This window comes from Prevotella sp. khp1 (genome assembly GCF_900102205.1).
Lineage (GTDB): Bacteria > Bacteroidota > Bacteroidia > Bacteroidales > Bacteroidaceae > Prevotella > Prevotella ruminicola.
Genome location: NZ_FNJZ01000002.1, coordinates 430,616 through 457,161, shown reverse-complemented (window position 1 = coordinate 457,161; position 26,546 = coordinate 430,616). Strand labels below are relative to the sequence as shown.

Annotated in this window: 21 protein-coding genes and 1 riboswitch; of the genes, 18 read left to right on the top strand and 3 right to left on the bottom strand. The window is 46.6% G+C overall.

The genetic code is table 11. The annotated features are described in order from the left end of the window. Positions 1–54: 54 nt before the first annotated feature. The 10 genes from BLR73_RS07680 (at position 55) to deoC (ending at position 11,798) form a co-directional block, all read left to right on the top strand. Entirely contained in the window at positions 55–1,209 is a 1,155-nt protein-coding gene (locus tag BLR73_RS07680; protein ID WP_091860798.1) for an N-acetyltransferase, read from the top strand. After that, entirely contained in the window at positions 1,206–3,155 is a 1,950-nt protein-coding gene (locus tag BLR73_RS07675; RefSeq protein WP_091860795.1) for a DNA topoisomerase IV subunit B, read from the top strand. Before BLR73_RS07680 ends, BLR73_RS07675 begins: the two co-directional genes overlap by 4 nt. After that, entirely contained in the window at positions 3,148–5,049 is a 1,902-nt protein-coding gene (locus BLR73_RS07670) for a S41 family peptidase (RefSeq protein WP_091861283.1), read from the top strand. The genes BLR73_RS07675 and BLR73_RS07670 overlap by 8 nt, the downstream gene beginning before the upstream one ends. Before the next feature lie 4 nt (positions 5,050–5,053). Next, positions 5,054–6,967 (top strand): tRNA uridine-5-carboxymethylaminomethyl(34) synthesis enzyme MnmG, encoded by a 1,914-nt coding sequence (mnmG, locus tag BLR73_RS07665; protein ID WP_091860792.1) that lies wholly within the window; start codon positions 5,054–5,056, stop codon positions 6,965–6,967. A gap of 50 nt (positions 6,968–7,017) precedes the next feature. Continuing rightward, positions 7,018–7,545: an adenine phosphoribosyltransferase gene (locus BLR73_RS07660; RefSeq protein ID WP_013063527.1), complete on the top strand. Its 528-nt coding sequence runs from the start codon at positions 7,018–7,020 to the stop codon at positions 7,543–7,545. Positions 7,546–7,650: 105 nt separating this feature from the next. Then, the gene (gene uvrC, locus BLR73_RS07655) at positions 7,651–9,483 is read left to right on the top strand and encodes an excinuclease ABC subunit UvrC (protein ID WP_091860790.1); all 1,833 of its coding nucleotides are present in this window, start codon (positions 7,651–7,653) and stop codon (positions 9,481–9,483) included. Between the two features lie 322 nt (positions 9,484–9,805). Further along, complete coding sequence (gene dtd / locus BLR73_RS07650) at positions 9,806–10,258, top strand: D-aminoacyl-tRNA deacylase (protein ID WP_091860787.1); 453 nt, start codon at positions 9,806–9,808, stop codon at positions 10,256–10,258. Between the two features lie 3 nt (positions 10,259–10,261). Next, positions 10,262–10,510: a DUF4181 domain-containing protein gene (locus BLR73_RS07645; RefSeq protein WP_013065259.1), complete on the top strand. Its 249-nt coding sequence runs from the start codon at positions 10,262–10,264 to the stop codon at positions 10,508–10,510. Further along, the gene (locus BLR73_RS07640) at positions 10,507–10,833 is read left to right on the top strand and encodes a nucleotide pyrophosphohydrolase (RefSeq protein WP_013063304.1); all 327 of its coding nucleotides are present in this window, start codon (positions 10,507–10,509) and stop codon (positions 10,831–10,833) included. The genes BLR73_RS07645 and BLR73_RS07640 overlap by 4 nt, the downstream gene beginning before the upstream one ends. A gap of 29 nt (positions 10,834–10,862) precedes the next feature. Next, complete coding sequence (gene deoC / locus BLR73_RS07635; protein WP_091860784.1) at positions 10,863–11,798, top strand: deoxyribose-phosphate aldolase; 936 nt, start codon at positions 10,863–10,865, stop codon at positions 11,796–11,798. 114 nt (positions 11,799–11,912) lie between these two features. Here deoC and BLR73_RS07630 read toward each other — a convergent pair whose 3' ends face one another. Next, the gene (locus BLR73_RS07630) at positions 11,913–12,887 is read right to left on the bottom strand and encodes a polyprenyl synthetase family protein (RefSeq protein WP_091860781.1); all 975 of its coding nucleotides are present in this window, start codon (positions 12,885–12,887) and stop codon (positions 11,913–11,915) included. 87 nt (positions 12,888–12,974) lie between these two features. On the opposite strand from BLR73_RS07630, the gene polA reads away from it, so the two are divergent. Then, positions 12,975–15,740, top strand: a complete 2,766-nt coding sequence (gene polA, locus BLR73_RS07625) for a DNA polymerase I (RefSeq protein ID WP_091860779.1) — start codon at positions 12,975–12,977, stop codon at positions 15,738–15,740. Here polA and BLR73_RS07620 read toward each other — a convergent pair whose 3' ends face one another. After that, the gene (locus BLR73_RS07620; RefSeq protein WP_091860776.1) at positions 15,741–17,402 is read right to left on the bottom strand and encodes a nucleoside kinase; all 1,662 of its coding nucleotides are present in this window, start codon (positions 17,400–17,402) and stop codon (positions 15,741–15,743) included. Between the two features lie 124 nt (positions 17,403–17,526). Between BLR73_RS07620 and BLR73_RS07615 the strand changes: the two genes are divergently transcribed. From BLR73_RS07615 to BLR73_RS07590, 7 genes are all read left to right on the top strand, one after another. Next, the gene (locus tag BLR73_RS07615) at positions 17,527–19,263 is read left to right on the top strand and encodes a Na/Pi cotransporter family protein (protein WP_013065023.1); all 1,737 of its coding nucleotides are present in this window, start codon (positions 17,527–17,529) and stop codon (positions 19,261–19,263) included. 160 nt (positions 19,264–19,423) lie between these two features. Then, positions 19,424–19,519: riboswitch (TPP riboswitch) on the top strand. Positions 19,520–19,558: 39 nt separating this feature from the next. Then, the gene (locus BLR73_RS07610; protein ID WP_091860773.1) at positions 19,559–21,910 is read left to right on the top strand and encodes a TonB-dependent receptor; all 2,352 of its coding nucleotides are present in this window, start codon (positions 19,559–19,561) and stop codon (positions 21,908–21,910) included. Then, on the top strand, positions 21,910–22,494 hold the full coding sequence (pnuC, locus tag BLR73_RS07605; RefSeq protein ID WP_074760149.1) for a nicotinamide riboside transporter PnuC: 585 nt from the start codon (positions 21,910–21,912) through the stop codon (positions 22,492–22,494). Before BLR73_RS07610 ends, pnuC begins: the two co-directional genes overlap by 1 nt. 77 nt (positions 22,495–22,571) lie before the next feature. Further along, complete coding sequence (locus BLR73_RS07600; protein WP_091860770.1) at positions 22,572–24,380, top strand: AMP-dependent synthetase/ligase; 1,809 nt, start codon at positions 22,572–22,574, stop codon at positions 24,378–24,380. A gap of 5 nt (positions 24,381–24,385) precedes the next feature. After that, a complete protein-coding gene (prfB, locus tag BLR73_RS07595) occupies positions 24,386–25,510 on the top strand; it encodes a peptide chain release factor 2 (RefSeq protein ID WP_013063646.1) in 1,125 nt (374 codons plus the stop codon). A gap of 28 nt (positions 25,511–25,538) precedes the next feature. Further along, positions 25,539–25,697, top strand: a complete 159-nt coding sequence (locus BLR73_RS14350) for a hypothetical protein (protein WP_013064297.1) — start codon at positions 25,539–25,541, stop codon at positions 25,695–25,697. Continuing rightward, positions 25,698–26,186: a CYTH domain-containing protein gene (locus tag BLR73_RS07590; RefSeq protein WP_091860767.1), complete on the top strand. Its 489-nt coding sequence runs from the start codon at positions 25,698–25,700 to the stop codon at positions 26,184–26,186. Here the strand turns inward: BLR73_RS07590 and BLR73_RS07585 are convergent. Beyond that, positions 26,158–26,496 carry a VanZ family protein gene (locus BLR73_RS07585; RefSeq protein WP_224082988.1) on the bottom strand — a complete coding sequence of 113 codons (339 nt, stop codon included), beginning with the start codon at positions 26,494–26,496 and terminating at the stop codon, positions 26,158–26,160. The two genes, BLR73_RS07590 and BLR73_RS07585, sit on opposite strands and share 29 nt — an antisense overlap. Positions 26,497–26,546 lie beyond the last annotated feature (50 nt).

Genomic DNA, 26,546 nt, shown 5'->3' with positions numbered 1-26,546 from the left:
CCACTTTTTTCTTATCTTTGCATCGTTTTTAAGCTTAACGAACAAAGAGAGAATATGTCTGCAGTAGAAATTAGAAAAGTCACGGATAAGAAAAGTCTTAAAGCCTTTATCGACTTCCACTACGACTTGTATAAGGGCAATCAATACGATGCGCCCAACTTGTTCAGCGACGATTTGCACACCCTGAGTAAAGACAAGAATGCCGCCTTCGAGTTTTGCGAAGCCGAATATTTCCTGGCTTACAAGGATGGCAAGGTGGCTGGACGCATAGCCGCTATCATCAATCATCGCGCCAACGATGCCTGGAACCGTCAGAGCGTGCGCTTTGGATGGGTAGATTTCATCGACGATTTGGAGGTGAGCAAGGCCTTGTTTGATGCCGCTGAGCAATGGGGCCGAGAGAAAGGCATGACAGAGATTGTTGGTCCGTTAGGCTTTACGGATATGGACCCCGAAGGCATGCTCATCGAAGGCTTCGACCAGATGGGCACCATGGCCACTATCTACAACTACCCTTACTACCCCAAGCACCTGGAACAGTTAGGCGGCTGGGAGAAAGACAACGACTACGTTGAGTTCAAGCTCATCGTGCCAAAGGAGGGCATCCCCGAGAAGTTCAAGAAGATTGCCGAGCTGGTAATGAAGCGCTATAACCTGCACCCAGCCCACCCCAAGCGCAGTCAGGTGTTTGGTAAGGAGCAGATTGGTCGCAAGGTGCTCGACGTGGTAAACAAGACCTTCGGACATCTGTACGGCTACTCACAAATGACCGAGGCTCAGATAGATGAATACCTGAAGATGTATTTCCCCATGCTCGATATGAACCTGGTTTGCTTGATTGAAGACTGGAACACACCCAACCACGACATCGTTGGTGTGGGCATCTCAATCACTTCGATGACCCGCGCGCTGCAGAAGTGTCGCCGCGGTCGTTTGTGGCCATTCGGATGGTGGCATTGCTTGAGAGCACTCAAATTCCACAAGGCCGAGTGTGTAGATCTGATGCTGGTAGGCATTCTGCCCGAATATCAGCAGAAGGGTGCCAACGCCCTGCTGTTCTACGACCTCATCCCACGCTACCAGAAATACGGCTTCAAGTGGGGTGAAACCAACGTTGAAATGGAGACAAACGAGAAAGTGCAGAGCCAGTGGCAGTATCTGGAGCACACTCAACATAAACGCAGAAGATGTTTCAAAAAGAATCTATGAACGAAGATAACAACCTGATTAATCCCAAAACCGTCAATTACGACGAAGGTAATATCCAGACCCTTACCGGTTTGGAGCACATCCGCTTGCGCCCTGGTATGTATATCGGCCGATTGGGCGACGGCTCATCAGCCGAAGACGGTATTTACGTGCTGTTAAAAGAAGTGTTTGATAACTCTATCGACGAATTCAAGATGAAAGCCGGCGATAGAATCGAAGTAAACGTAGAAGACAACCTGCGCATCTCAGTACGCGACTACGGACGAGGCATTCCACAAGGAAAACTGATTGAATCGGTAAGCATTCTGAACACCAGTGGTAAGTTCGATTCTAAGGCCTTTAAGAAGTCAATCGGACTGAATGGTGTGGGTGTGAAGGCCGTTAACGCGCTGAGCAGCCATTTTGAGGTTCACAGCTATCGCGAAGGCAAAGTGCGCAAAGCCGTTTTTGAATGCGGCAAACTGATAAGCGACGTTACAGAACCCTCTCAGGACGAGAACGGTACATACATCTACTTTGAACCCGATGCCACGAAGTTTGTGAACTACAAGTTCCACGATGAAATCGTAGAAAACATGCTTCGCAACTATACGTATCTGAACATCGGACTAACCATCATGTACAATGGTCGTCGCATTCTGTCGCGTCACGGACTTGAGGACCTGCTGAAAGACCGCATGACCAGCGATGCACTTTATCCTATCGTACACCTGCAAGGCGAAGATATCGAGATAGCCTTTACCCATGCAAACCAGTATGGCGAGGAGTATTACTCGTTTGTAAACGGACAGCATACCACCCAGGGCGGAACACATCAGAGCGCCTTTAAGGAGCATATTGCCCGTACCATCAAGGAGTTCTACGGCAAATACGAATATGGCGATATCCGCACAGGTATCGTTGCTGCCATCGCCATCAATGTAGAGGAACCGCTGTTCGAGAGTCAGACCAAGATTAAGTTGGGTTCGCTCACCATGTCGCCCGACGGCGGTGTGAGTGTGAACAAATACGTAGGCGACTTTATCAAGACCGAAGTTGACAACTATCTGCATATCCATCAGGATGTGGCTGAAGTGCTTGAGAATAAAATTAAAGAGAGCGAGCGCGACCGCAAGGCAATGGCTGGTGTAACAAAACTGGCCCGCGAACGTGCCAAGAAAGCCAATCTGCACAACCGCAAACTACGCGATTGCCGTATCCACTTCAGCGACGTGAAGAACGACCGCAAGGAAGAGTCGTGTATCTTTATCACCGAGGGTGATTCGGCCAGCGGAAGCATCACCAAGAGCCGCGATGTAAACACCCAGGCCGTATTCTCATTGCGTGGTAAACCCCTGAACTGCTTTGGATTAACCAAGAAGGTAGTTTACGAGAACGAAGAATTCAATCTGTTACAGGCTGCTCTCGACATCGAAGAGAGTCTGGACACACTGAGATATAATAAGGTTATTGTGGCCACCGATGCCGATGTGGACGGTATGCATATCCGCCTGCTCATCATCACCTTCTTCCTGCAGTTCTTCCCCGAACTCATCAAGAAAGGCCACGTTTACGTGTTGCAAACCCCATTGTTCCGCGTTCGTAACCGTAGAACAAAGATCAAAAACAAGAAGACCATCGCCGAAGCGGATGCTAAATCTGACAAAAAAAGCGATTTCATCACACGTTACTGCTATAGCGACGAAGAGCGACAGAAGGCCATCGAGGAGTTAGGACCCGATCCAGAAATCACCCGATTCAAAGGTCTAGGTGAGATTTCGCCCGATGAATTCGCAGGTTTTATCGGTCCCGACATGCGTCTGGAGCAGGTAACGCTGCACAAAACCGACCAAGTAGCTAAGTTGCTGGAGTACTACATGGGTAAGAACACTATGGAGCGCCAGAACTTTATTATCGATAATCTGGTGGTTGAGGAAGACCGCCCTGAAGAAGACATTTATGAATAAGACATTTGCCTCTTTGCTGCTGTGTATGGCATCGATGAATGCCCACGCGCAGTTCCGTATCAACAACAGCGATGACTCGCCTCTACGCAAGCTGCAGTTTGCCGAGATAGCCATCAGCAACCTCTATGTAGATAGTGTAGACGAGAAAAAACTGGTTGAAGACGGTATCAGAGGCATGCTAGATAAGCTGGACCCCCACTCTTCGTATCTAACGCCCAAGGAGGTGAAAGATGCCAACGAGCCACTTGCAGGCAATTTTGAGGGTATCGGCGTACAGTTTAACCTTATCGAGGACACACTGCTGGTTATTCAGCCCGTCACAAACGGTCCTTCAGAAAAGGTTGGTATCATCGCTGGCGACAGAATCATATCGGTAAACGATTCGGCTATCGCTGGCGTAAAAATGTCGAAAGAGGAGATTATGAAACGCCTGCGTGGTCCTAAGGGCACAAAAGTAAAACTGGGCGTTATCCGCCAAGGCATCAAAGACCGTCTTACATTTACCGTTACACGCGATAAAATCCCCGTAAAATCGGTAGATGCCGTATATATGATCCGTCCGCAGATAGGCTATATCCGCATTGGTAATTTCGGCGCTACAACCCATCAGGAGTTCTTAGCGGGACTGAAAACGCTGCGCGACCAAGGTATGCAGCATCTCATTCTGGATTTACAGGAGAATGGCGGCGGCTATCTGAAGGCTGCGGTGGATATTGCTAACGAATTTCTGCAGAAAAACGATCTAATAGTGTACACCGAGGGCAGAAAGGTGCCCAGAACCGAATATAAGGCCGATGGAAGCGGCGTTTTTCGTCAGGGTAAGGTAATTGTACTCGTTGACAGTTATACGGCGTCAGCGGCCGAAATTGTAACCGGAGCGATACAGGATCAGGACCGCGGTATTGTGGTTGGTCGCCGTACGTTCGGTAAAGGCCTTGTTCAGCGCCCACTCGATTTGCCCGACGGCTCTATGATTCGTCTCACCATCGCCCACTACTACACCCCATCAGGTCGCTGTATTCAGAAGCCTTACACCAAAGGCGAGAACCGCGACTATGCGATGGATGTGATTAACCGACTGAAAAGCGGCGAGCTGACGAATGCCGACAGTATCCACTTTGCCGACTCGCTGAAGTATCAGACATTACGCGAGCATCGTACCGTTTACGGCGGTGGAGGTATCATGCCCGACGAATACTGCCCGCTGGATACCACCATCTATACCAAGTTCCATCGCGAGTTGGCAGCTAAAAGCATCATCCTGCAGCAGAACCTGCGCTATGTGGATAATCACCGCAAGCAGCTAAAAAAGGCTTGGCCATCGTTCGCTGAGTTCAAAGAAAAGTATGAAGTACCACAGGATTTGGTAGACACCATTCTAAAGAATGGTGAGAAACAGAATATCAAACCCAAAGATCAGGCAGAACTCGAAAAGACACTGCCCTATTTGCGCCTACAACTCAAGGCCCTGATAGCACGCGATATTTGGGATATGAGTGAGTATTTCTCTGTATTCAACGAAGAAAACGCGATGGTAAAGCGCGCACTTGAGGTAATTGCTAAGCAGGCGTTTACAACCATCGATATAGATAAATTCCAAAAGACACTCGAGAACTGCGCCAACGGCTGCGTGCTGGTAGACGTACGCACACCTGAGGAATATAACGCAGAACACCTGAAAGGCGCAATCAATATCGACGTGAAAGATAGTCTGAATTTCATGAAAAAAGCAACAGACATGCTGCCAAAGGAAAAGACCATCATGGTATATTGCCGCACAGGCCATCGTAGCAGCATGGCTGCAGGAAAACTAGCAGCCGAGGGTTACAAGGTACTGAACCTTAAAGGCGGTATAACGGCTTGGAAAGAAGCCGAGAAAGAGACAGTAAAATAAGAATATGATATTAAAGTACGATGTAATTGTTATCGGAGGCGGTCACGCGGGATGCGAGGCCGCTTGTGCTTCGGCCAACATGGGCGCGAAGACCTGTCTGGTAACGATGGATATGAACAAGATTGCACAAATGTCGTGCAATCCAGCTATAGGCGGCATTGCTAAAGGTCAGATAGTCAGAGAGATAGACGCTTTAGGAGGTCAGATGGGATTGGTTACTGACGCCACTTCTATCCAGTTCCGCATGCTGAACGTTGGTAAGGGTCCAGCCGTTTGGAGTCCGCGTGCCCAATGCGATCGCGGCAAGTTTATCTGGGAATGGCGCCGTACAATCGATGAAACCGATAATCTGGATGTGTGGCAGGACCAGGCCGACGAATTGCTTACAGAGCCCATTTCAGGCTCTGAGAGCGGCGATATCCGTGCCGTTGGAGTACGTACCATCTGGGGCACAGAAATCTACGCCAAGAGCATTGTAATCACCGCAGGAACGTTTCTGAATGGTTTGATGCATATCGGCAGAAAGATGGTACCAGGCGGACGTATAGCCGAACCTGCTGTACCCCATTTCACCGAGAGTATCACACGTCACGGCATTACAGCAGCCCGCATGAAAACCGGTACGCCTGTACGTATAGATAAACGTTCGGTTCATTTCGAGGACCTGGAAGTACAGCCTGGCGAAACACGCCCCTATCAATTCAGCTATATGAATAAAGGTGGCGCATTAAAGCAGTTACCATGCTGGACAGTAAATACCAACGCCGAAGTACACGAAATTCTGAAGAGCGGATTGGCGGATTCACCGCTATATAACGGTCAGATTCAATCGATAGGACCGCGTTATTGTCCCTCGATCGAAACGAAGCTGGTTACTTTCCCCGACCGCGATAAGCATCCATTATTCCTGGAGCCAGAGGGCGAGGATACCAACGAGATGTATCTAAATGGTTTTTCGTCGTCACTTCCGATGGATGTTCAGATAGAGGCGCTGAAAAAGATGCCAGCCTTCAGAGACGTAAAGGTATATCGCCCAGGTTACGCCATCGAATACGATTTCTTCGATCCTACCCAACTGAATCATTCGTTGGAATCGAAGATAATAGATGGATTATTCATGGCCGGACAGGTTAACGGAACAACCGGTTACGAAGAAGCTGGCGGACAAGGAACCTTGGCGGGTATAAACGCAGCACTTAAAGCTGGCTGCGCTGCTAGCGATACAGCCAACAAGCAGTTTGTACTGCATCGCGACGAAGCATATATTGGCGTATTAATCGATGATTTGGTAACCAAAGGCGTTGATGAGCCTTACCGTATGTTTACCTCAAGAGCTGAATATCGCATTCTGCTACGACAGGACGATGCCGATGCGCGACTCACAGAAAAGGCGTATGAATTAGGTATTGTAAAAAAAGACCGCTACGATTGGTGGCTACAGAAAAAGCAAGCTATCGAAGAAATCGAAGCTTTCTGTCAGAACTTCGCCATCAAACCTCGTCTGATCAACTCAGCCCTCGAGGCTCTTGGCACTACCCCACTACAGTTTGGTTGCAAACTGTCAGATTTGGTTAACCGTCCACAGCTGAACCTGAAGAACCTCTCAGAAGTGATTCCATCGCTCAAAGAAGCACTTGATCGCCCATCCAATCGAAAAGAAGAGATAGCCGAAGCTGCAGAGATTCGTATGAAATATAAAGGTTATATCGAGCGCGAACGATTGGTAGCCGACAAGATGCACCGTTTGGAGAATATCCGAATAAAAGGTCGCTTTAACTACGAAGAACTGCAAGGTCTTTCTACCGAATGCCGACAGAAGCTGCAGAAAATTCAGCCCGAGACGTTAGCACAGGCTAGTCGCATCCCAGGTGTATCGCCCAGCGACATTAATGTGCTGTTGGTACTGATGGGTAGATAATGTTCCACGTGAAACAAAAGAATAGAACAAACAAGCATAACTCACTGATTATGAACAACAAAACATTGATTGACAATCTGCGTTGCATACCAGATTTCCCAAAGAAAGGCATCAACTTCAGAGATGTTACTACACTCTACAAGAATGCCGAGTGCATGAAGATTATGATGGATGAATTGGTGGAGCTTTACAAAGATAAAGGCATCACCAAGATTGTTGGTATCGAAAGTCGCGGTTTCATCCTAGGCGCTGCCCTCGCAGCCAGATTAGGTTGCGGTTTCGTGATGGCAAGAAAACCAGGAAAGCTGCCCGCTACAGTTATCAAAGAATCATTCTCTAAGGAATATGGTGTAGATACCATCGAGATGCACATCGATTCTATCGAGCCCGACGATGTGGTTCTGATTCACGACGATCTGTTAGCAACAGGCGGAACCGCCAAGGCTGCTTACAAACTTGTACAGCACTTCCACCCCAAGAAGGTATTCATCAATTTTATAATTGAAATTACAGACGAGGGATTACATGGTAGAGACGAGTTTAAAGGCATTGACCTGACAACGTTACTCACCATCTAATAATTGTTCCACGTGAAACACAGTCCCGCGAAACACCTTTAAACACTAAGGGTTCGCGGGACTGATAAATTAAAAAGGTACACAAAACAAAACGCGCAAACAAAGATGACGAAGGAAGAAAACGAAAAGCGATTAGAATATCTGAAGGGTATCGTACGTAGGTTGCCAGACAAACCTGGCAGCTATCAGTTTTACGACGAGGAGCGCACCATCATCTACGTAGGAAAGGCGAAAAGTTTAAAAAACAGAGTATCGAGTTACTTTCATACCGAAGTAGACAGATTCAAAACAAAAGTACTCGTCAGCAAGATATTCGATATCAGCTACACCGTAGTAAATACCGAAGAGGATGCCCTACTCTTAGAAAATTCGCTCATAAAGAAATACAATCCTCGCTATAACGTATTACTGAAGGACGGTAAAACCTACCCTTCTATCGTCATCACCAACGAATTCTTCCCACGCATCTTTAAAACACGTACCATCAACAAACATTGGGGATCGTATTACGGACCTTACGCAAAAGTAAGCGCTATGTACGATGTGCTGAATCTGATAAAAGAGCTGTATCAGCCACGTACATGCCGCCAGCCCATCACGAAAGAGGGAGTTGAAAGCGGAAGATATCGCGTTTGTTTAGACTATCACATCAAGAAATGTAAGGGCCCCTGCGTAGGCAAACAGACCTACGAGGAATATCAAAAGAACATCGCTCAAGCACGTGAGATCCTGAAAGGAAATACTCGAGAGGTATTGAGGGATTTAAAAGACGAGATGCTCCGACTCTCTGAAGAACTGAGATTCGAGGAGGCCGAAGAAGTAAAACGCAAGTATCTGGCGCTCGACGGCTTTGATAGCAAGAGTCAGGTAGTAAGTCAAACCATCGATAAAGTGGACGTATTTACGATTACATCCGATGAAAAGATGGCATTCATCAACTATATTCACGTATCAAACGGCAGCATCAACCAGAGTTTTACTATCGAATACAAAAAGAAACTGAACGAGACCGACGAAGAACTACTGCAGTTAGGTATCGTAGAAATCAGAGAACGTTTTAAGAGCGATTCGAAAGAAATCATCGTGCAAAAAGAAGTAGATGTAGAGCTAGAAGGCGTGAAGTTTACCATACCCAAATTGGGCGATAAAAAGATGCTGTTAGACCTCTCTATGATGAACTGTAAGGAGTATAAATTCGACCATCTAAAGCAGGCCGAAAAACTGAATCCTGAACAGAAACAAACACGACTGATGAAGGAACTGCAGGACAAGTTGCATCTGCCCTCACTACCCTACCAGATTGAATGCTTCGACAACTCAAACATTTCGGGTACCGATGCCGTTGCTGCTTGTATTGTTTTCAAGAAAATGAAGCCTTCGAAAAGCGATTATAAGCGCTATAACATCAAGACTGTAGTTGGTCCGGATGATTATGCCTCGATGAAAGAGGTTGTGCACCGCCGTTATTCGCGATTGATTGAAGAAGAGCAGCCCCTACCCGACCTGATTATTGCCGATGGTGGTAAAGGACAAATGGAGGTAATCCGCGAGGTAATTCAGGACGAACTGAACCTGGATATACCTATCGCCGGACTAGCTAAAGACGATCGTCACCGCACCAACGAACTGCTGTACGGATTCCCTCCAATGAAGATAGCCCTAAAGGTAGAATCTGAACTCTTTCATGTACTCACGCAGATACAGGATGAGGTTCACCGCTTTGCTATCACGTTCCATCGAGACAAGCGTTCTAAGCGCGCTTTACACTCAGAGTTGGATGATATCAAGGGAATCGGACCAAAAACGCGTGACGAGCTTCTAAATGCCCTTAAATCGGTTAAAAAGATACGCGAGGCCGAACTACCTACCCTATCCGAGATAATCGGCCCAGCCAAGGCACAAATTATCTACCAGCATTTCCACAAAGAGGAAATATAGCGTTCGGCAAGGGCAAACAATACATTAGCAATACCCAAACAGCACGTTTATAAAACTGAACTTTGTGACTGTGATTTTGTGACATTAAGCATCATACAAAATGCAGAAATTAGAGAATGGGGAAATAAAAGTATTATGATAAATAGTAATATATAATATATTATAATTATATATAATTATAAAACTATAGTTTTACCCATTCTTTGCTAATGACACCCCCTTAATGTCACAAAGTCAAAAGTCACAAAGTAGAAATTGAACAAAATAAAATTTGGATAATTCAGCTATTTATCGTATCTTTGCGGCAAAATAAAGAAAAGTAATGAGAGCAGTAATACAACGCGTTACCCACGCCAGCGTTACCATCGAGGGCAAAGTAAATGGACAGATAGACAAGGGCTACCTGATTCTGTTGGGCATTTGCGATGAAGACTCAATGGAAGATGTGGATTGGCTGGTAAAAAAGATAGCCAATCTGCGCGTGTTTGGCGATGAGAACGATGTAATGAACCGTTCGATACTCGATATTGACGGCAACTGTCTGGTAGTCAGCCAGTTCACACTGTACGCAAGCTACAAAAAGGGCAATCGCCCTTCATGGTTCCGTGCAGGCTCTCACGAACACTCCATCCCACTCTACCAGGCCTTCTGCGCACAGCTGTCAGAGGCCATCGGCAAGCAGGTAGCCACAGGCGAATTCGGCGCCGATATGAAAGTAGAACTGCTTAACGACGGTCCTGTAACCATCTGCATGGACACAAAAAACAAGGAATAATAGATGAAGAGATATCTGAAAGAACTAGAACTGGCGAGCGCCCTTTTATTGGTCATCGGCGTGATACTATCGATGGTAAAAAGCTATGCTATCGGAGCCTGGCCATGCGGCGTGGGATTGCTGATGTTCCTAGCAGTATTTCTCTATAAAGCCTTCCACTGGAAGGAATACGAGCGCGAAAACAAGCAGTATATCGTAATTCTGCTCATCTGCATCTTCTTACTAATCATTCAAATGGTAATGGCAAAATGACGATAAAAGAAGCACAAGAGGCGGTTGACCGCTGGATAAAGGAATATGGCGTACGCTACTTTTCGGAGCTGACAAATATGGCTGTTTTGACCGAAGAAGTAGGCGAACTGGCTCGCGTAATGGCCCGCAAATATGGCGACCAGAGCTTTAAAGAGGGCGAGAAAGATAATCTGGGCGAAGAGATGGCCGATATCCTATGGGTATTACTCTGTCTGGCCAATCAGACAGGCGTAGATCTGACTGAAGAGTTGCAGAAATCCATCGAGAAAAAGACCCAGCGCGATTCGCTTCGCCACATACACAACGAGAAATTAAAAGCATAACAGTTTTAACAATATAACAACAAGCAATTATGGCAGAACACAAGCACGAGCATGAGCATCATCACCACTTTGAGATGCCTCAGAAGAGCCGCATGGAAGAGGCTCTGAGTAAGTACAACCTCGACATTACCGACGAGGAAGTGAAGGAAGCAGTGAAGACAATCATTGCCGAGAAAGTAGCAGAGAACGACACCCTTGAGGTAAAGAAATTCCTGATGGGTAGCGTGGAACTCACCACCCTGAAAACTACCGATAGCGACGAGAGCGTACTGGCCTTTACCGAGCACGTAAACCAGTTCGAAGAGCAGTACCCTAACCTACCCCACGTAGCCACCATCTGCGTGTATCCACGCTTTGCAAAAGTGGTTTCTGAGACACTTGAGATCGAAGGTGTTGAGGTAGCTTGCGTATCTGGCTCATTCCCCTCATCACAGGCTCTTATCGAAGTTAAAACCATCGAGACCGGTCTGGCTGTTAAGGACGGCGCTACCGAAATTGATATGGTACTGAGCGTAGGTGCATTCCTTTCAGGCGATTACGAGACCTGTATCGACGAGATACAGCAGATAAAAGAGGCGTGTGGCGATGCCAAACTGAAGGTTATCCTGGAGACTGGTTGCCTGAAGACTGCACAGAACATCAAGACCGCATCAATACTGGCTATGTACGCCGGCGCCGACTATATCAAAACATCAACAGGTAAGCTGGAACCCGCAGCAACACCCGAGGCTGCCTACGTGATGTGCCAGGCCATCAAGGAGTACTACGACCAGACAGGCATTATGATTGGTTTTAAGCCCGCTGGAGGCCTTAACAGCGTGATGGACGCATTGATATACTACACCATCGTAAAAGAGGTTCTGGGCGAAAAATGGCTTACCAACCAAATGTTCCGCATGGGTACATCACGCCTGGCCAACCTGCTGTTGAGCGAGGTGATTGGCGAAGAGGTAAAATTCTTCTAATTAGTGATAGACTCAGTCCTTCTTACGGAGGACTGCAGTCCTTTAACCAAAGTACTCCAGTCCTTTAATACTAGGACTGGAGTACTTTCGTATAAGAACTGAGAGCGTACTACCCTATTTATTTCGCTGAATAACGTAGTCGAGATAAGCCTTAAACGAATCCTGAAGCTCAGGTTTCACGCATTCATCGATGAAACTACGAGCCTCGCGGGCAAACTCTTCCATCTTTCTTTCGGCATATTTTATACCGCCATACTGCTTGGCAAACTCGATAAGAACAGCAATCTCGTCCTTATTAATAGTACCTGCCTTTACCTTCTTAGCCAGCGTTAACATAGCAGAAGAAGAAGTGTGTGTAAGCGAATAGATAATAGGCAAAGTAAGCTTACCCTCCAACATATCATTACCAGTTGGCTTACCAATTTCGGCAGAATCGTAATAATCAAAAATATCGTCGCGAATCTGGAATATCATACCCACATTATGTCCGAATTTTGCAGCTTTTTCGATCATCTCTTCGGATGCACCAACAGAGATGGCACCAAGGATACAGCACGACTCGAACAATACAGCCGTTTTCTGGTCAATTACCTGATAATAAACATCTTCCGAGATTTCCTGATTCGAGATATTCGACAACTGAAGCACCTCGCCTGCGGCTAACTTACGGCCGAGCTCGGCCAGATGTTGTACGATTCTATGATTATCAGAAAGCGCCACACGCAACAGGGCAGTAGACAGGATATAATCGCCCACTAGCACAGCCACCTTATTATTATAAGCTGCGTTTACTGAAGGCTGACCGCGACGTTCCGAACTCTCATCCACCACATCGTCGTGAACCAAACTGGCAGTATGCAACAACTCTAATCCAAGAGCAGCATTCTGTGTAACATCAGATACCTCGCCAAGGTTTCTTGCCATCAAGAAAACCAACATGGGGCGCATACGCTTCCCTCCCCTTTCGCGGATATGCTTCAAGATATGCTCAAGCATACCATCTCCATGAGTCAAACTTTGCTTGAACAACTCAACAAAGTTGTCCATATCGCCATCGATTGGCTTTCTAATAGTCGATAAATAATCCATCATTATCAGAATTTTGGCACAAAAATAACAAATAATTCCGTTATTAAAAAATAATTTGGTAATTTTGAGGCGAAAATTAAGAAAGTTATGCAGAAATTGTTCCTTTTAGACGCTTACGCACTCATTTATCGTAGCTATTATGCGTTTATCAAAAACCCGCGAATCAACTCGAAGGGCCTGAATACGAGTGCTATCATGGGATTCCTGAACACACTGAACGAGGTGCTCACCAAAGAGAAACCTACCCATATCGGCGTGGCATTCGATCCACATGGTCCTACCTTCCGCAGCAAGGCTTTCCCTGCCTACAAAGCCCAGCGCGAAGAAACACCCGAAGATATCCGAAAGGCAGTTCCCATCATTAAAGATCTGCTTAAAGCATACCGCATACCCATCCTGCAAGTAGATGGTTTCGAGGCCGATGATGTAATTGGTACTTTGGCCGAAAAAGCCGGTTCCATCGGTGTTGAAACCTATATGCTAACACCTGATAAGGACTACGGACAGCTGGTACGCGACAATGTATTCATTTACCGTCCGCGTCATGGAGGCGGTTATGAAACAATGGGACCAAAGGAGGTTTGCGAGAAATATAACATCCCCTCGCCTATGGCGGTGATTGATTTGCTGGCGCTGATGGGCGACTCGGCCGATAACTTCCCGGGCTGTCCTGGTGTTGGCGAGAAAACTGCCGCTAAACTCATCGACGAGTTCGGAAGCATCGAACAGTTGTTGGCACGTTCGTCAGAAATAAAAGGTAAGCTCCGCGAAAAAGTTGAGCAGCATGTTGAGGACATCAAGATGAGTTACTTCCTGGCAACCATCAAAACCGATGTACCCATAGAGCTCGATATGGAAAATTTGAAACTCGTGGAACCAAACGAGGACGAATTGAGCAAATTGCTCACAGAACTGGAGATGAAGAGCTTCGCAGACAGAGTTCTTAAAAAAAGCCAAAAACCGCAAAAAGTCGCAAATCAGCAACTCGATCTCTTTGCAGAATTTGCGACCGACGGGCAAGCTGTGAACGAAAACACGAGTTTTGAGACGCTAAAAACTACGCCTCACAACTACAAACTCGTTGAAAATCAGGAGGATTTGAAGAAACTTTGTGATTTTTTCTTGACAAACAAAATTCTCAGTCTAGACACGGAGACCACTTCAACCAGCGCTATCGACGCAGAATTGGTAGGTTTAAGCTTCGCCGTAAAGGAATTCGAGGCGTTTTACGTACCCGTTCCAGCCAATCGTGAAGAAGCGTTGCAAATTGTTAATATCTTTAAGCCCGCATACGAGAACCCCGAAATTCTAAAAGTTGGTCAGAATTTGAAGTACGACCTCGAGGTGCTCAGAAATTACGGCATCGAGCTGAAAGGAAAAATGTGGGACACGATGATAGCTCACTATCTCATTCAACCCGAACTGCATCACAACATGGACTACATGGCTGAGATCTACCTGAACTATCAAACCATCCACATCGATGAACTTATCGGACCAAAAGGTAAGAACCAGAAATCGATGCGTTCTCTCCCACCCTCACAGGTTTACGAGTATGCCGCCGAGGATGCCGACATCACACTCCGACTGAAGAACAAACTGGAACCAGAGTTGAAGAAGGCCGAGTGCGAAGACCTATTCTATAATATAGAGATGCCACTGATGCCTGTATTGGCTGAAATGGAGATGAATGGTGTTTGTTTGGATACTGATTCGCTGGCCGAAACGTCAAAACAATTCACCAACCGCATGAACGAAATCGAAGCTCGTATCTACGAGCTGGCAGGCGAACAGTTTAACATCGCATCGCCAAAGCAAGTTGGTGAGATACTCTTCGACAAGCTCAAGATAGTAGAGAAAGCCAAGAAAACTAAGACAGGACAGTATGTTACTTCGGAAGAAGTTTTGCAGCAGCTGAGAAATAAGCATGAGATAGTTGCTGACATATTGGAACACAGAGGGTTAAAGAAGCTGATAGGCACCTACATCGATGCCCTACCTAAGCTTATTAACCCCAAAACCGGTCATATCCACACCTCGTTTAATCAAACGATTACCGCTACCGGTCGCTTGTCATCGTCCGATCCCAACCTGCAGAATATCCCCATTCGTGGTGAGGATGGCAAGGAAATCCGAAAGGCATTCATTCCAGAACCAGGTTGTCTGTTCTTTTCAGCCGACTATAGTCAGATTGAGCTGCGCGTTATGGCTCATCTCTCGCAGGACGCAGAGATGATAAAAGTGTTTAGCGAGGGTAAGGATTTGCATGCCGCCACAGCTGCCAACATCTACAAAAAGCCTATCGAAGAGGTTACACGCGACGAGCGAACCAAATCGAAACGCGCCAACTTCGGTATCATCTACGGTATCACCGTATTTGGACTTGCTGAGCGTCTGGACATCCCTCGCGACGAAGCTAAGATGCTGATAGACGGTTACTTCGACACCTTCCCACAGGTACACGATTATATGGAAAAATCTAAAGAAGTGGCTCGCGAGAAGGGTTACGTCACTACCCTATTCGGTCGTCGCCGCTATCTGCCAGATATTAACAGCCACAATGCTACCGTTCGCGGCTTTGCTGAGCGAAATGCCATCAACGCCCCTATTCAGGGCACAGCCGCCGATATCATCAAGGTGGCCATGATTCGCATCTACAACCGCTTTAAAGCCGAAGGAATACGCTCTAAAATGATTCTGCAGGTACACGACGAATTAAACTTCTCGGTGTACCCAGATGAGAAAGAAAAAGTAGAGGGCATCGTGCTCCAAGAGATGCAGAATGCCCTGAACTTAAGCGTACCCCTGGTGGCCGATTCCGGCTTTGGCAAGAACTGGCTCGAGGCGCACTAATTAGTAATTAAACGATGATCCGCCAAGGAACTCGCGAAGCAGCGATGTTGGTGGAATCTGAGTCTCAGGAATGGGACGGATATAACGAAGGAACTTCAGCAGGCGATAAGCCTCTGCATGTTCCTTCGAATTTTCTGGAACCTGCTCTAACAGCGGCTCAGCCTGACTCTTAATAACAGCCAACTCGAACAGCATAGCGGTGTTAAACATCGCATCGGCATTCTCCTGGAACGGGAAAATCCACTTGTTCTCTCCTGCCCTAACACTTGGCCATCTGCGAATGCTCTCCTGAGCACTCACACCACGATACTTGTAGTCGCGGATAATACGGCGCAGCAGGCGGTTATCGGTAGTTGGGATATAGTTGTGATTATCGAGCAGAATGGTAGTAAGGGCCGAAGCATAGACACGGAAAATCTGATCGTTGGGAATCTCCGAAGTCAACTCTGGATTCAAGGCATGGATACCTTCTACCACCAGCACTTCGTTACCTTTTAACTGCAGTTTCTTACCACTCCACTCGCTCTTGCCTTTCTGGAAGTTATAGCGAGGCAACTCTACCTCCTCGCCTCTGAACAATGCCGAAAGCTGCTCGTTAAGCAACGGCAGATTCAAGGCATGCAGGTGCTCAAAATCGTAATCGCCCTTATCATCTTTTGGCGTTTGCTCGCGGTCGAGGAAATAATCATCCAGCGATATACCAACGGGATGGATACCATTTACAGCCAACTGCACGCTAAGACGCTTACAGGTAGTAGTTTTACCCGACGACGAAGGACCAGCTATCAGCACCAGTTTTACGCCCTTACGCTGGGCAATCTCGTCGGCAATATTAGCAATCTTCTTTTCCTGCAGCGCCTCGCTAATCTGTATGAGCTCCGACGAATGGCCATTCATGATAGTCTCGTTCAGGTCGCCGATGGTTCGCAAACCTAAGATATCCTGCCACTGATGGTGCTCCTTAAAGATGCCGAACATCTTGTCCTGATGCAACATCTCGCCCAACTCGTTAGGATGCTCGCGCGATGGTAAACGCAACAGCAAACCATCAAAATATTTCTCAAGTCCAAACAAGTAAAGCTGCTTGGTGTTCGTGAGCAAAGCACCATAGTAATAATCTATGTAACCATCTATCTCATAATAAGTTGTGTACAGTCGACCTGTAGACTTCAACAGTTTTACCTTCGAACGGTTATGCAGAATGTCGAACATCCTGATAGCCTCTTCGGTAGTGGTTTCGTAACGATGTATGGGTAAGGCGGCATCGATGATTTCCTGCATACGACGACGGATGGCACCCACATCATCCAATGTGATGGGACGACCGATTGACAGGTTTACAAAATAGCCATTCGATACAGGGATATCGATAGACACCTTACAAGGTGTAAACAAATCGTGCACAGCCTTGCAAAGCACAAAGAACAAACTGCGAGTATAAGCACGCGAACCACTCGACGAGCAGATGTCGAGAAACTCTACCTGTTTCTGCTTATACAAGCGGTAGTGCATACCCTCTACCTTATTATTTACATGTGCCGAGATGGGACCGTGCTCGATCTCAACACCCGACAAAGCATATACATCTTCGATAGTAGAACCTACTGGCACCTCTACCTCTTTATCGTTATTTACAATATGTATTTTTACTAACTTCTCCATAAGCCTTAAATTGAGTTTTTAATTATTTTGTCTGCAAAGATAACATTTTTCTTAAATCTTAACTTACATTTCAGAGTTTTTTTTTATCTTTGTAGCCGATTTACTAAATATAATTACGTTTTTTATGTCAATCTGGATTATTTTCAAACTTCTGGGATCGCTTGCGCTATTGATGTTCGGTATGAAGTCGATGAGTGAAGCATTGCAGAAGATGGCGGGTCCACAATTACGCCATGTGTTAGGTGCGATGACAACCAATCGCTTTACCGGCATGCTTACAGGTATGCTTGTTACAGCTTCAGTACAGTCATCAACAGCCACCACTGTGATGACTGTTTCGTTTGTTAATGCGGGCTTGTTAACCTTGGCACAAGCAATTTCGGTTATCATGGGTGCCAACATCGGAACCACCCTTACCGCCTGGATTATGTCGGCCGGTATGTCGTTCGATATTACCAGCGCTGTTTATCCAGCATTCTTCCTGGGCATCATACTGATTTATCAGAAGAGATACCGCTATATCGGCGATTTCCTGTTCGGACTATCGTTCCTGCTGATGGGACTGGGTACGCTGAGAATGACGGGCACAGAGATGCATTTGGGCGAAAACCAGGCCCTACTCGACTTCTTTGCATCGTTCGATCCCGATTCGTTCTTCACCACGCTGATATTCCTGTTCTTAGGCGGCGTGCTTACCTTCTGCGTGCAGTCGTCGGCAGCCGTTATGGCCATCACCATGATTCTCTGTTCTAGCGGCGCTCTACCTATCTATCAGGGTATTGCATTGGTTATGGGTGAAAATATCGGAACCACCATTACCTCAAACCTCGCTGCCCTATCGGCCAATACTCAGGCCCGTAGAGCTGCCCTCGCCCACATGTTCTTCAACGTGTTCGGTGTGGTTTGGATTCTGTTTGTGTTCCGTCCGTTCATCGACGCCGTTTGCGGCATGGTGGGCTACGATGTAAACATGACTAAAGATGCCGTTACAACAAGCGTATTCCTGGCCAACGCCGCCAAACTAAGCTTTGTGCTGGCAGCCTTCCATACCTGCTTTAACGTGGCTAACACCTTTATTCTTATTTGGTTTATCCCACAGATTGAGCGCTTTGTATGCTGGGTTATCAAGCCTAAGAAGGTTGACGAGGAAGAGGACTTCCGCTTGCACTTTATTACTGCTGGCTTCATGAAAACACCAGAGCTTTCGGTGCTCGAGGCACAGAAGGAAATCCAGTCGTTCTCGGATCGTATGCAGCGTATGTTCAATATGGTTCGCGAACTGCTCACCCTCTCGTCAAGCTCAAGCAGTAAGAAGGATAATCGCGACTCTGAGTTTAACAAGCTCTACACCCGCATTGAGAAATACGAAGGCATCAGCGATAACATGGAGATTGAGATTGCCAACTATCTTAACTCCGTGAGCGACGCTCACTTGTCAGACGACTCAAAGGCTAAGATTCGTGCTATGTTACGCGAAATCAGCGAGTTAGAGAGTATTGGAGATGCTTGTTTCAACATGGCTCGTACCATTTCGAGAAAGTACAACGGCAAACAGGATCACTTTAACGAGAAGCAGTACGACCACATCCATCAGATGATGGAGCTCACCGATCAGTCGCTCTCACAGATGAACCGACTGATGATGGGCCGCAAGGAGTCGTTCGATGTTAACCGCACTTTCAATATCGAGCACGAAATCAATAACTTCCGCGACCAGCTCAAGTCGCAGAACATCAACGATGTTAACAACCGCGAGTACACTTACGCTGTTGGTACCATTTATATGGACCTGATTAACGAGTGTGAGAAGCTGGGCGACTATGTAGTTAACGTAGTTGAGGCAAGAATGGGTCTTAGATAAACAACAATCCGATAACGATTGGTTTCAAAGGCAGAAACTGTCAGTTCCTCAGGCGGGAACTGGCAGTTTCTTTATGAGAAAACCATCCTTTCCAACTGGTAAAACATAAAAATATACCATAAAAGTATGGCTTTTATAGAAAATATCATTACCTTTGCAACCAATTATCAAGGGGTGCCTACGAGTGTAGGCTGAGATGATACCCTCTAACCTGATCTGGATTATGCCAGCGTAGGGATGGATAGCAGACAATAAACACCCCCTTAACATTATTAATTATTGGTACTATTGTAGTATGAAAAGATTTGTTTTAGGAATGGCTGCATTAGTGTGTGCAGCAGGTGCTAATGCACAGAACAAAGCAGCACTCTACGATTCTACACAAGTAGAAGCGCTGAACGAAATTGTAGTAAAAGGTGTCAGGACACAGAAAAATGCACCATTTGCAGTAGCAAACATCAAGAAAAAGGAACTAAACGCTTTCTCGAACACAGGTAAAGAATTACCTTTCCTCTTTTCGCAGACTCCGGGTGTACTGGCTTGGAGCGAGAACGGACTGGGCACAGGTACTACTTATATGCGCATTCGCGGTGCAGGCGATTCGCGTATCAACGTAACACTGGATGGTGTTCCCTTGAATTCGCCTGAAGATCAGTGTGTTTTCTGGGCCAACATGAACTCTTACGGTTCGCTGTTAGGTAGTGTACAGATTCAGCGCGGCGTAGGCACATCAACCAACGGCGATGGCGCCTTTGGCGGAACTGTAGCACTCGCTTCAGCCATTCCAAATCAGAAGGCTGGGGGAGAAGTGTCAGTATCATACGGCTCATTCAACACATTCAATGTAGGTGGAAAGTTCTCAACAGGTTTGCTGTGGAACCACCTGATTTTTGATGGTGCCTATCACGAGACCAATACTGATGGATTTATCCATGGAACCAGCGGACGCAGCGGTTCTTACTACGGCGGACTCACCTGGATTGGCAACAAGTTCCAGATTCGTTATAAGAACATCGGAAACTTTGAAAAAACCGGTCAGGCATGGAACGGCGTAACAGCAGGCGACAACGATATGAGTCTGATGGACGGAACCTATGGTATCAACACTGGCATCAAGACCTACAAGGATATGTGGAACGCCGGTCTAGGCAAGTACAACTCGCTGTACGAATACCTGACTGGTTACGAAAAAGATGCCAACGGCAACTATCCCACAGCGCGCTATCAGCTGAACGACGGCAGCTATTGGAACAAAACCACCGATAACTTCTGGCAGAACCACAACATCCTCTCAGCCGCATACGATATCAACGACAACTGGAGCATTTCAGGTTCGCTGCACTATACTTACGGCTACGGCTATTATAACGAGTTCCGTCCTCAGAACAAGCTGAAGAAGTTTGGCATGACCTACAGCGGCGTTAAAAAGACCGACTTCGTGCGCCAGAAAGGACTGAGCCAGAACACTTACGGTTTTATCTGGAATGCAAACTACAAGAACGATGCATGGGATGTTATCGGCGGCATGTCGCTCCAGGAGTTCGATGGCAATCACTTTGGATATGTTACCTATATTGCCAACGATGATGTACGAAAGAAATACATGTCTAATGGCGACTACAAATACTACGATTCTGATGCCACCAAGTTTGATGGTAGCGCCTTTGTAAAGGCTGCTTACCACATCAACGAGCAGTGGGATATCTTCGGCGACCTGCAGTATCGCTACGTACAGTACGAAAGCAACGGTATTAACGATAAGTTCTACGAAGAGGGCAGCAGCTATTACAACCAGCGCCTCGATATCGATCAGAAGTATCGTTTCCTGAATCCCAAGGCCGGTTTCTCTTGGAATCTGAACAATCACCGCGTTTACGGATCGGTAGCACTTAGCCACCGCGAACCAGAACGTAATAACTTTACAGATAATGGTGCAAAGCCATTCCCTAAGGCCGAAAGCCTGTTAGATTACGAGTTGGGTTATACCTTTAACAACGACATCTTCCACTTTGGTGTAAACCTTTATTACATGGACTACACCAACCAGTTTGTACAGACTGGCGAGAAGAGTGATATTGGCGAGGATCTTACCACAAACATCAAAGACTCATACCGTATGGGCGTAGAAATCCAGGGTGGGGTAGATGTTACCTCTTGGCTCAGCATTGAGGGTAATGCTTCACTCAGCCAGAATAAAATCAAAGACTTCGACGAGGTAGCCAGCGTAAACTGGGAAGAGTCGTTCCGCACTATCCACTACGACAACTCTACACTTGCTTTCTCACCCTCAACCATCCTGAACGGTTTTGTAAACCTGCATTGGAATGGTTTGCAGGCTGTATGGCACACCAATTTTGTAAGCCGTCAGTACCTGGATAATACAGAGAACGCTGATCGTTCGCTGCCTTGCTACTCAGCTTCTGATGCCAACATCAGCTACACCTGGAAGCCCAACAAGGGCATCAAGGAGTGCATCTTCGGTCTGAATTTCAACAACATCTTCAATCGTCGCTATGCCGCCAATGGTTGGGTATATTCAAGCATCGTTGAAGAATACGGTCATCCCAACGAGAACCGCTACTATCAGATTGGATTCATTCCTATGGCAGGCTTTACAATGATGGGTAACGTAACACTCCGATTCTAATGACAGAATTTATTTCAGCACACTGGCTCGACATCACTACCACGTTACTCGGACTACTCTATATCCTGTTCGAGTATCGCGCCAGCGTATGGCTTTGGTTTGTAGGATTTCTGATGCAGGCCTTAGGCATTGTGCTATACTATCAAAAAGGACTCTATGCCGATTGCGGCATGGAGTTCTATTATCTTTCGATGACCGTTTACGGCTATTGGAAATGGGTACACGGTTCGGCCGAGAAGAAAGAGCTGCCTATCACGCGATTCCCACGCCGACTGATAATCCCTTGGTTGGCTGTTATTCTGGCCATCTGGGGCATTATTTATTGGCTGCTGATTACCTTTACCAACAGTAACGTTCCAGCAGCCGACAGTTTTACTACAGCCCTCAGCATTGTTGGTATCTGGGCCTTGGCTCATAAGTACCTGGAACAGTGGTTCATCTGGATTGCTGTCGACGTTGTAACCTGTGTTCTTTACTTCTATAAAGACATACCTTTCAAAGCCGGTCTTTATGCACTTTATGTAGTTATTGCCATTTTTGGCTACAAAAAATGGAAACGAATGACAGATAATCGCCCTATTTGAGCGGTTTTTTGCCATATAATTTGGCTATCTGCAGTATTTTACGTAATTTTGCAGCGAATTACAAATGCAAAATACTTATGCAGACGAAAAGTCATTTATCGCGATTAATTCATGACCAGGCCAAGAAGTATGGCGACCGTGAGGTTTTGATCTACAAGGACTTTGGCGGGTCAGTGTGGAAATCATATTCGTGGAATCAGTTCTCGGATATGGTCAAGAAAGTATCTAATGCCTTACTCAATCTGGGTGTAAAGGTACAGGAAAATCTGGGAATCTTCTCTCAGAACTCTGTACAGTATCTGTTCTGCGACTTTGGAGCATGGGGAGTACGCGCCGTAACCATCCCATTCTATGCTACCAGCTCAGAGCAGCAGATCCAGTTTATGATTAGCGATGCTAAAATCAGATTCCTCTTTGTAGGCGAACAGGAGCAGTACGACAAGGCTCGTCGGATTTTCGCTACCTGTCCTACACTCGAGCGTATCATTGTATTCGATAAGAACGTACATATCTCGTCACTCGACCTCAGCTCGATGTATTTCGATGATTTCCTGAAGTTAGGCGAGAACTATCCCCGTCAGACCGAAGTTGAGTCGCTTCAGGCTCAGGCTTCGATGGACGATATTGCCAACATCCTTTATACCAGTGGAACAACTGGCGATTCTAAGGGTGTTATCCTTACCTGCGGTCAGTATAATGCCGCAATGATAGCCAACGATAAGTGTGTACCCGTAGGCGAGAACGACAGAGTTCTTAACTTCCTGCCATTCACCCACATCTTTGAGAAGGGTTGGAAGATTCTGTGCCTTACCGAGGGCGCAACACTCATTGTAAACACCTATCCACAAGAGGTTCAGCAGTCGATGAAGGAGACACATCCCACCTGTATGAGTTCCGTTCCCCGTTTCTGGGAGAAGGTATATATGGGTGTTCAGGAGCAGATTGAGAAATCAGGTATGGCCAAGCGCAAACTGTTCCGCCACGCCGAAGCTGTAGGTAAGAAACACAACATCGATTACATTTCAAAAGGCAAGCGCCCACCATTGCTCCTGCACATGGAGTACGAGTTCCTGAATAAAACCGTATTCTCGCTGGTACGTAAGGAGCTGGGCTTAGAGAATGCCCATTTCTTCCCAACAGCAGGTGCTACCGTCAATCCTAAGGTAGAGGAGTTTGTTCACTCTATCGGCATTAACATGATTGTTGGTTACGGTTTGACTGAGAGTCTGGCCACCGTTAGCTGCAATCACCTTGGCAAGCCTTACACCGTTGGTGGTGTTGGTATCCCCATCGAGGGTATCGATATCAAGATCAGCGAAGAGGGCGAGGTACTGCTGAAAGGCCCAACTATCACTCGAGGCTACTATAACCGCGAGGATCTTACCAAGACCGCCTTTACCGAGGATGGTTACTTTAAGACAGGCGACTCAGGTTATCTGAAGGATGGCGAGCTGTTCCTGAAAGAGCGTATTAAGGACCTCTTCAAGACTTCGAACGGAAAGTATATTGCTCCACAGATGATTGAATCTAAGCTGCTGGTTGATAAGTATATCGATCAGATTGCCATCATTGCCGACCAGCGCAAGTTTGTTTCGGCTCTGATTATCCCTGTATATTCCCTGTTGGAGGAATATGCCCGCGAGCATAAGATTCCATTCGAGAACAGAGAGCAGCTTTGCAAGGACCCACAGATTAACCAGATGATGAAGGAGCGTATTGATACGCTGCAGCAGTCGCTGGCTCACTACGAGCAGATTAAACGATTCACCATGCTGCCTAACCACTTCACCATGGAGAAGGGCGAACTTACAAATACATTAAAAATCAAGCGTCGCGTACTGAACGAGAACTACAAGAAGGAGATTGACGCGATGTACGCAGAATAAGATATATGATTACTCAGGATCAGCTGAAAGACGTTTTAGAGAGAGCCGATGCGCTGCATCGCTATCTGGAGATAGACAAGAAGAAGATAGAATACGAGGAGGAAGATCTTCGTACGCAGGCTCCTGACTTCTGGGAGGACCGCAAGCGTGCCGAAGAGCAGATGAAGAAGGTTAAAGGCATTAAGAAGTGGCTGGATGGTTATAAAGAGGTTCGCACCTTGGCCGATGAGCTGCAGCTGGCCTTCGACTTCTTCAAGGACGAGATGGTGACCGAAGAGGAGGTGGAAGACACCTATGCTAAAGCCATCAAGGCCATCGAGGATCTGGAGCTGAAGAACATGCTCCGCCAGAAAGAAGACCCCATGGAAGCTGTGCTTAAGATTAACAGCGGCGCTGGTGGTACCGAGGCTCAGGACTGGGCCTCAATGTTGATGCGAATGTATATGCGTTGGGCCGAGGCTCACGGCTATAAGGTAACCATCTCGAACCTGCTTGACGGTGATGAGGCTGGTATTAAGAGTGTAACCATGCAGCTCGAAGGCGGCGATTATGCTTACGGCTATCTGAAGAGCGAGAACGGTGTTCACCGCTTGGTACGTGTATCGCCATTCAACGCTCAGGGTAAGCGTATGACCTCGTTTGCGTCTGTCTTTGTATCACCTCTGGTTGATGATACCATCGAGGTATATGTAGATCCAGCCAAGCTCTCTTGGGATACTTTCCGCAGTAGTGGTGCTGGTGGTCAGAACGTAAACAAGGTTGAATCAGGTGTACGCTTGCGCTATTGGTATACCGATCCTGATACAGGCGAGGAAGAAGAAATCCTCATTGAGAACACAGAAACCCGCGACCAGCCAAAGAACAAGGAGCGCGCAATGACGCTGCTTAAGTCGCAACTCTACGATCGCGCCATGAAGAAGCGTTTGGAGGCTCAGGCAAAAATCGAGGCTGGCAAGAAGAAGATAGAGTGGGGTAGTCAGATACGTAGCTACGTGTTCGATGACCGCCGCGTAAAAGATCATCGTACCAACTATCAGACCACCGATGTGGATGGTGTGATGGACGGAAAGATCGATGATTTCATCAAGGCCTACCTGATGGAATTCCCTGTTAACGACGACGAACAATAACGAATAACAAATAAAAATCATTAAAACTATGGCTCAAATTGCAAAATCATCAAAGTCTACCCAGAAGAAGGAGGCTTATCAGAAGAAACAAGAAGAAGGTGGCAAGAAAGTGCTGGAGTACATCTTCGGCGCATTACTTATTCTTGCAGTACTGTTTGTAGTATACTCTATTTTCATTGTATCGTAAATGAGCGGACTGGAAATAGAACGCAAATTTCTTGTAAAAAACAACGACTACAAGCGACAGGCTACCAGTAGCAATCGCATTTGTCAAGGTTATATCTGCAGCAATCGCGGACGTACCGTCAGGGTACGTATCCGTGATAGCCGCGGATATTTAACTATTAAAGGTCCTTCGAACAACGATGGCCTTGCTCGCTATGAATTCGAAAAGGAGATTTCGCTCGACGAAGCCCAGCATCTGATGGACATCTGCGAGCCAGGCAAGATAGACAAGACACGCTATCTGGTGCCTTGCGGTAAGCATACCTTCGAGGTAGACGAGTTCTATGGTGAGAACGAAGGTTTAGTGATGGCCGAGGTAGAACTTGGTGCTGAGGACGAAACCTTTGAGAAGCCAGATTTCATCGGCAAGGAAGTAACAGGCGATCGCAGATACTACAATTCTTGTCTGCTTAAAAAGCCCTTTACTTCTTGGGACGAAAATACCAAATAAGCGCCCCGATAACAACTGCCGAAGTAACACCAGTAGCATTAGCCGCCAAATCAAGCCAATCGCCACTGCGATGCCCAAACGTACAGTATTCCTGTAACAGCTCCAACACACCACTCATAACGATTGGTGCCAGCCAAGCCCAAAAGAACAGCTTCTCGTAATCTGCCTGCTTATGCTTGCAGGTATACTCTATCCATACTACGATGAACGTACAACCATACATCAGGATATGCACCCATTTATCGGCAAACTCCACATTGTCGAGTGGTGTCTCTGGAAAAAAGGGCACCAATGAAAGAATCCATATCATTGCGATACAGACCATTGAAAAAGGGTACTTTCTTAAGAAATGAAACAAAA

Bases quoted from the DNA above. Each gene is read 5' to 3' on its own strand.
- polA (WP_091860779.1), top strand. From the start codon at position 12,975: ATGCAGAAATTGTTCCTTTTAGACGCTTACGCACTCATTTATCGTAGC.
- BLR73_RS07590 (WP_091860767.1), top strand. From the start codon at position 25,698: ATGAGCGGACTGGAAATAGAACGCAAATTTCTTGTAAAAAACAACGAC.
- BLR73_RS07640 (WP_013063304.1), top strand. From the start codon at position 10,507: ATGACGATAAAAGAAGCACAAGAGGCGGTTGACCGCTGGATAAAGGAA.
- BLR73_RS07645 (WP_013065259.1), top strand. From the start codon at position 10,262: ATGAAGAGATATCTGAAAGAACTAGAACTGGCGAGCGCCCTTTTATTG.
- mnmG (WP_091860792.1), top strand. From the start codon at position 5,054: ATGATATTAAAGTACGATGTAATTGTTATCGGAGGCGGTCACGCGGGA.
- BLR73_RS07660 (WP_013063527.1), top strand. From the start codon at position 7,018: ATGAACAACAAAACATTGATTGACAATCTGCGTTGCATACCAGATTTC.
- BLR73_RS14350 (WP_013064297.1), top strand. From the start codon at position 25,539: ATGGCTCAAATTGCAAAATCATCAAAGTCTACCCAGAAGAAGGAGGCT.
- BLR73_RS07585 (WP_224082988.1), bottom strand. From the start codon at position 26,496: ATGATATGGATTCTTTCATTGGTGCCCTTTTTTCCAGAGACACCACTC.
- prfB (WP_013063646.1), top strand. From the start codon at position 24,386: ATGATTACTCAGGATCAGCTGAAAGACGTTTTAGAGAGAGCCGATGCG.
- BLR73_RS07630 (WP_091860781.1), bottom strand. From the start codon at position 12,887: ATGGATTATTTATCGACTATTAGAAAGCCAATCGATGGCGATATGGAC.
- uvrC (WP_091860790.1), top strand. From the start codon at position 7,651: ATGACGAAGGAAGAAAACGAAAAGCGATTAGAATATCTGAAGGGTATC.
- BLR73_RS07610 (WP_091860773.1), top strand. From the start codon at position 19,559: ATGAAAAGATTTGTTTTAGGAATGGCTGCATTAGTGTGTGCAGCAGGT.
- BLR73_RS07615 (WP_013065023.1), top strand. From the start codon at position 17,527: ATGTCAATCTGGATTATTTTCAAACTTCTGGGATCGCTTGCGCTATTG.
- BLR73_RS07680 (WP_091860798.1), top strand. From the start codon at position 55: ATGTCTGCAGTAGAAATTAGAAAAGTCACGGATAAGAAAAGTCTTAAA.
- BLR73_RS07675 (WP_091860795.1), top strand. From the start codon at position 1,206: ATGAACGAAGATAACAACCTGATTAATCCCAAAACCGTCAATTACGAC.
- deoC (WP_091860784.1), top strand. From the start codon at position 10,863: ATGGCAGAACACAAGCACGAGCATGAGCATCATCACCACTTTGAGATG.
- BLR73_RS07600 (WP_091860770.1), top strand. From the start codon at position 22,572: ATGCAGACGAAAAGTCATTTATCGCGATTAATTCATGACCAGGCCAAG.
- pnuC (WP_074760149.1), top strand. From the start codon at position 21,910: ATGACAGAATTTATTTCAGCACACTGGCTCGACATCACTACCACGTTA.
- BLR73_RS07620 (WP_091860776.1), bottom strand. From the start codon at position 17,402: ATGGAGAAGTTAGTAAAAATACATATTGTAAATAACGATAAAGAGGTA.
- BLR73_RS07670 (WP_091861283.1), top strand. From the start codon at position 3,148: ATGAATAAGACATTTGCCTCTTTGCTGCTGTGTATGGCATCGATGAAT.
- dtd (WP_091860787.1), top strand. From the start codon at position 9,806: ATGAGAGCAGTAATACAACGCGTTACCCACGCCAGCGTTACCATCGAG.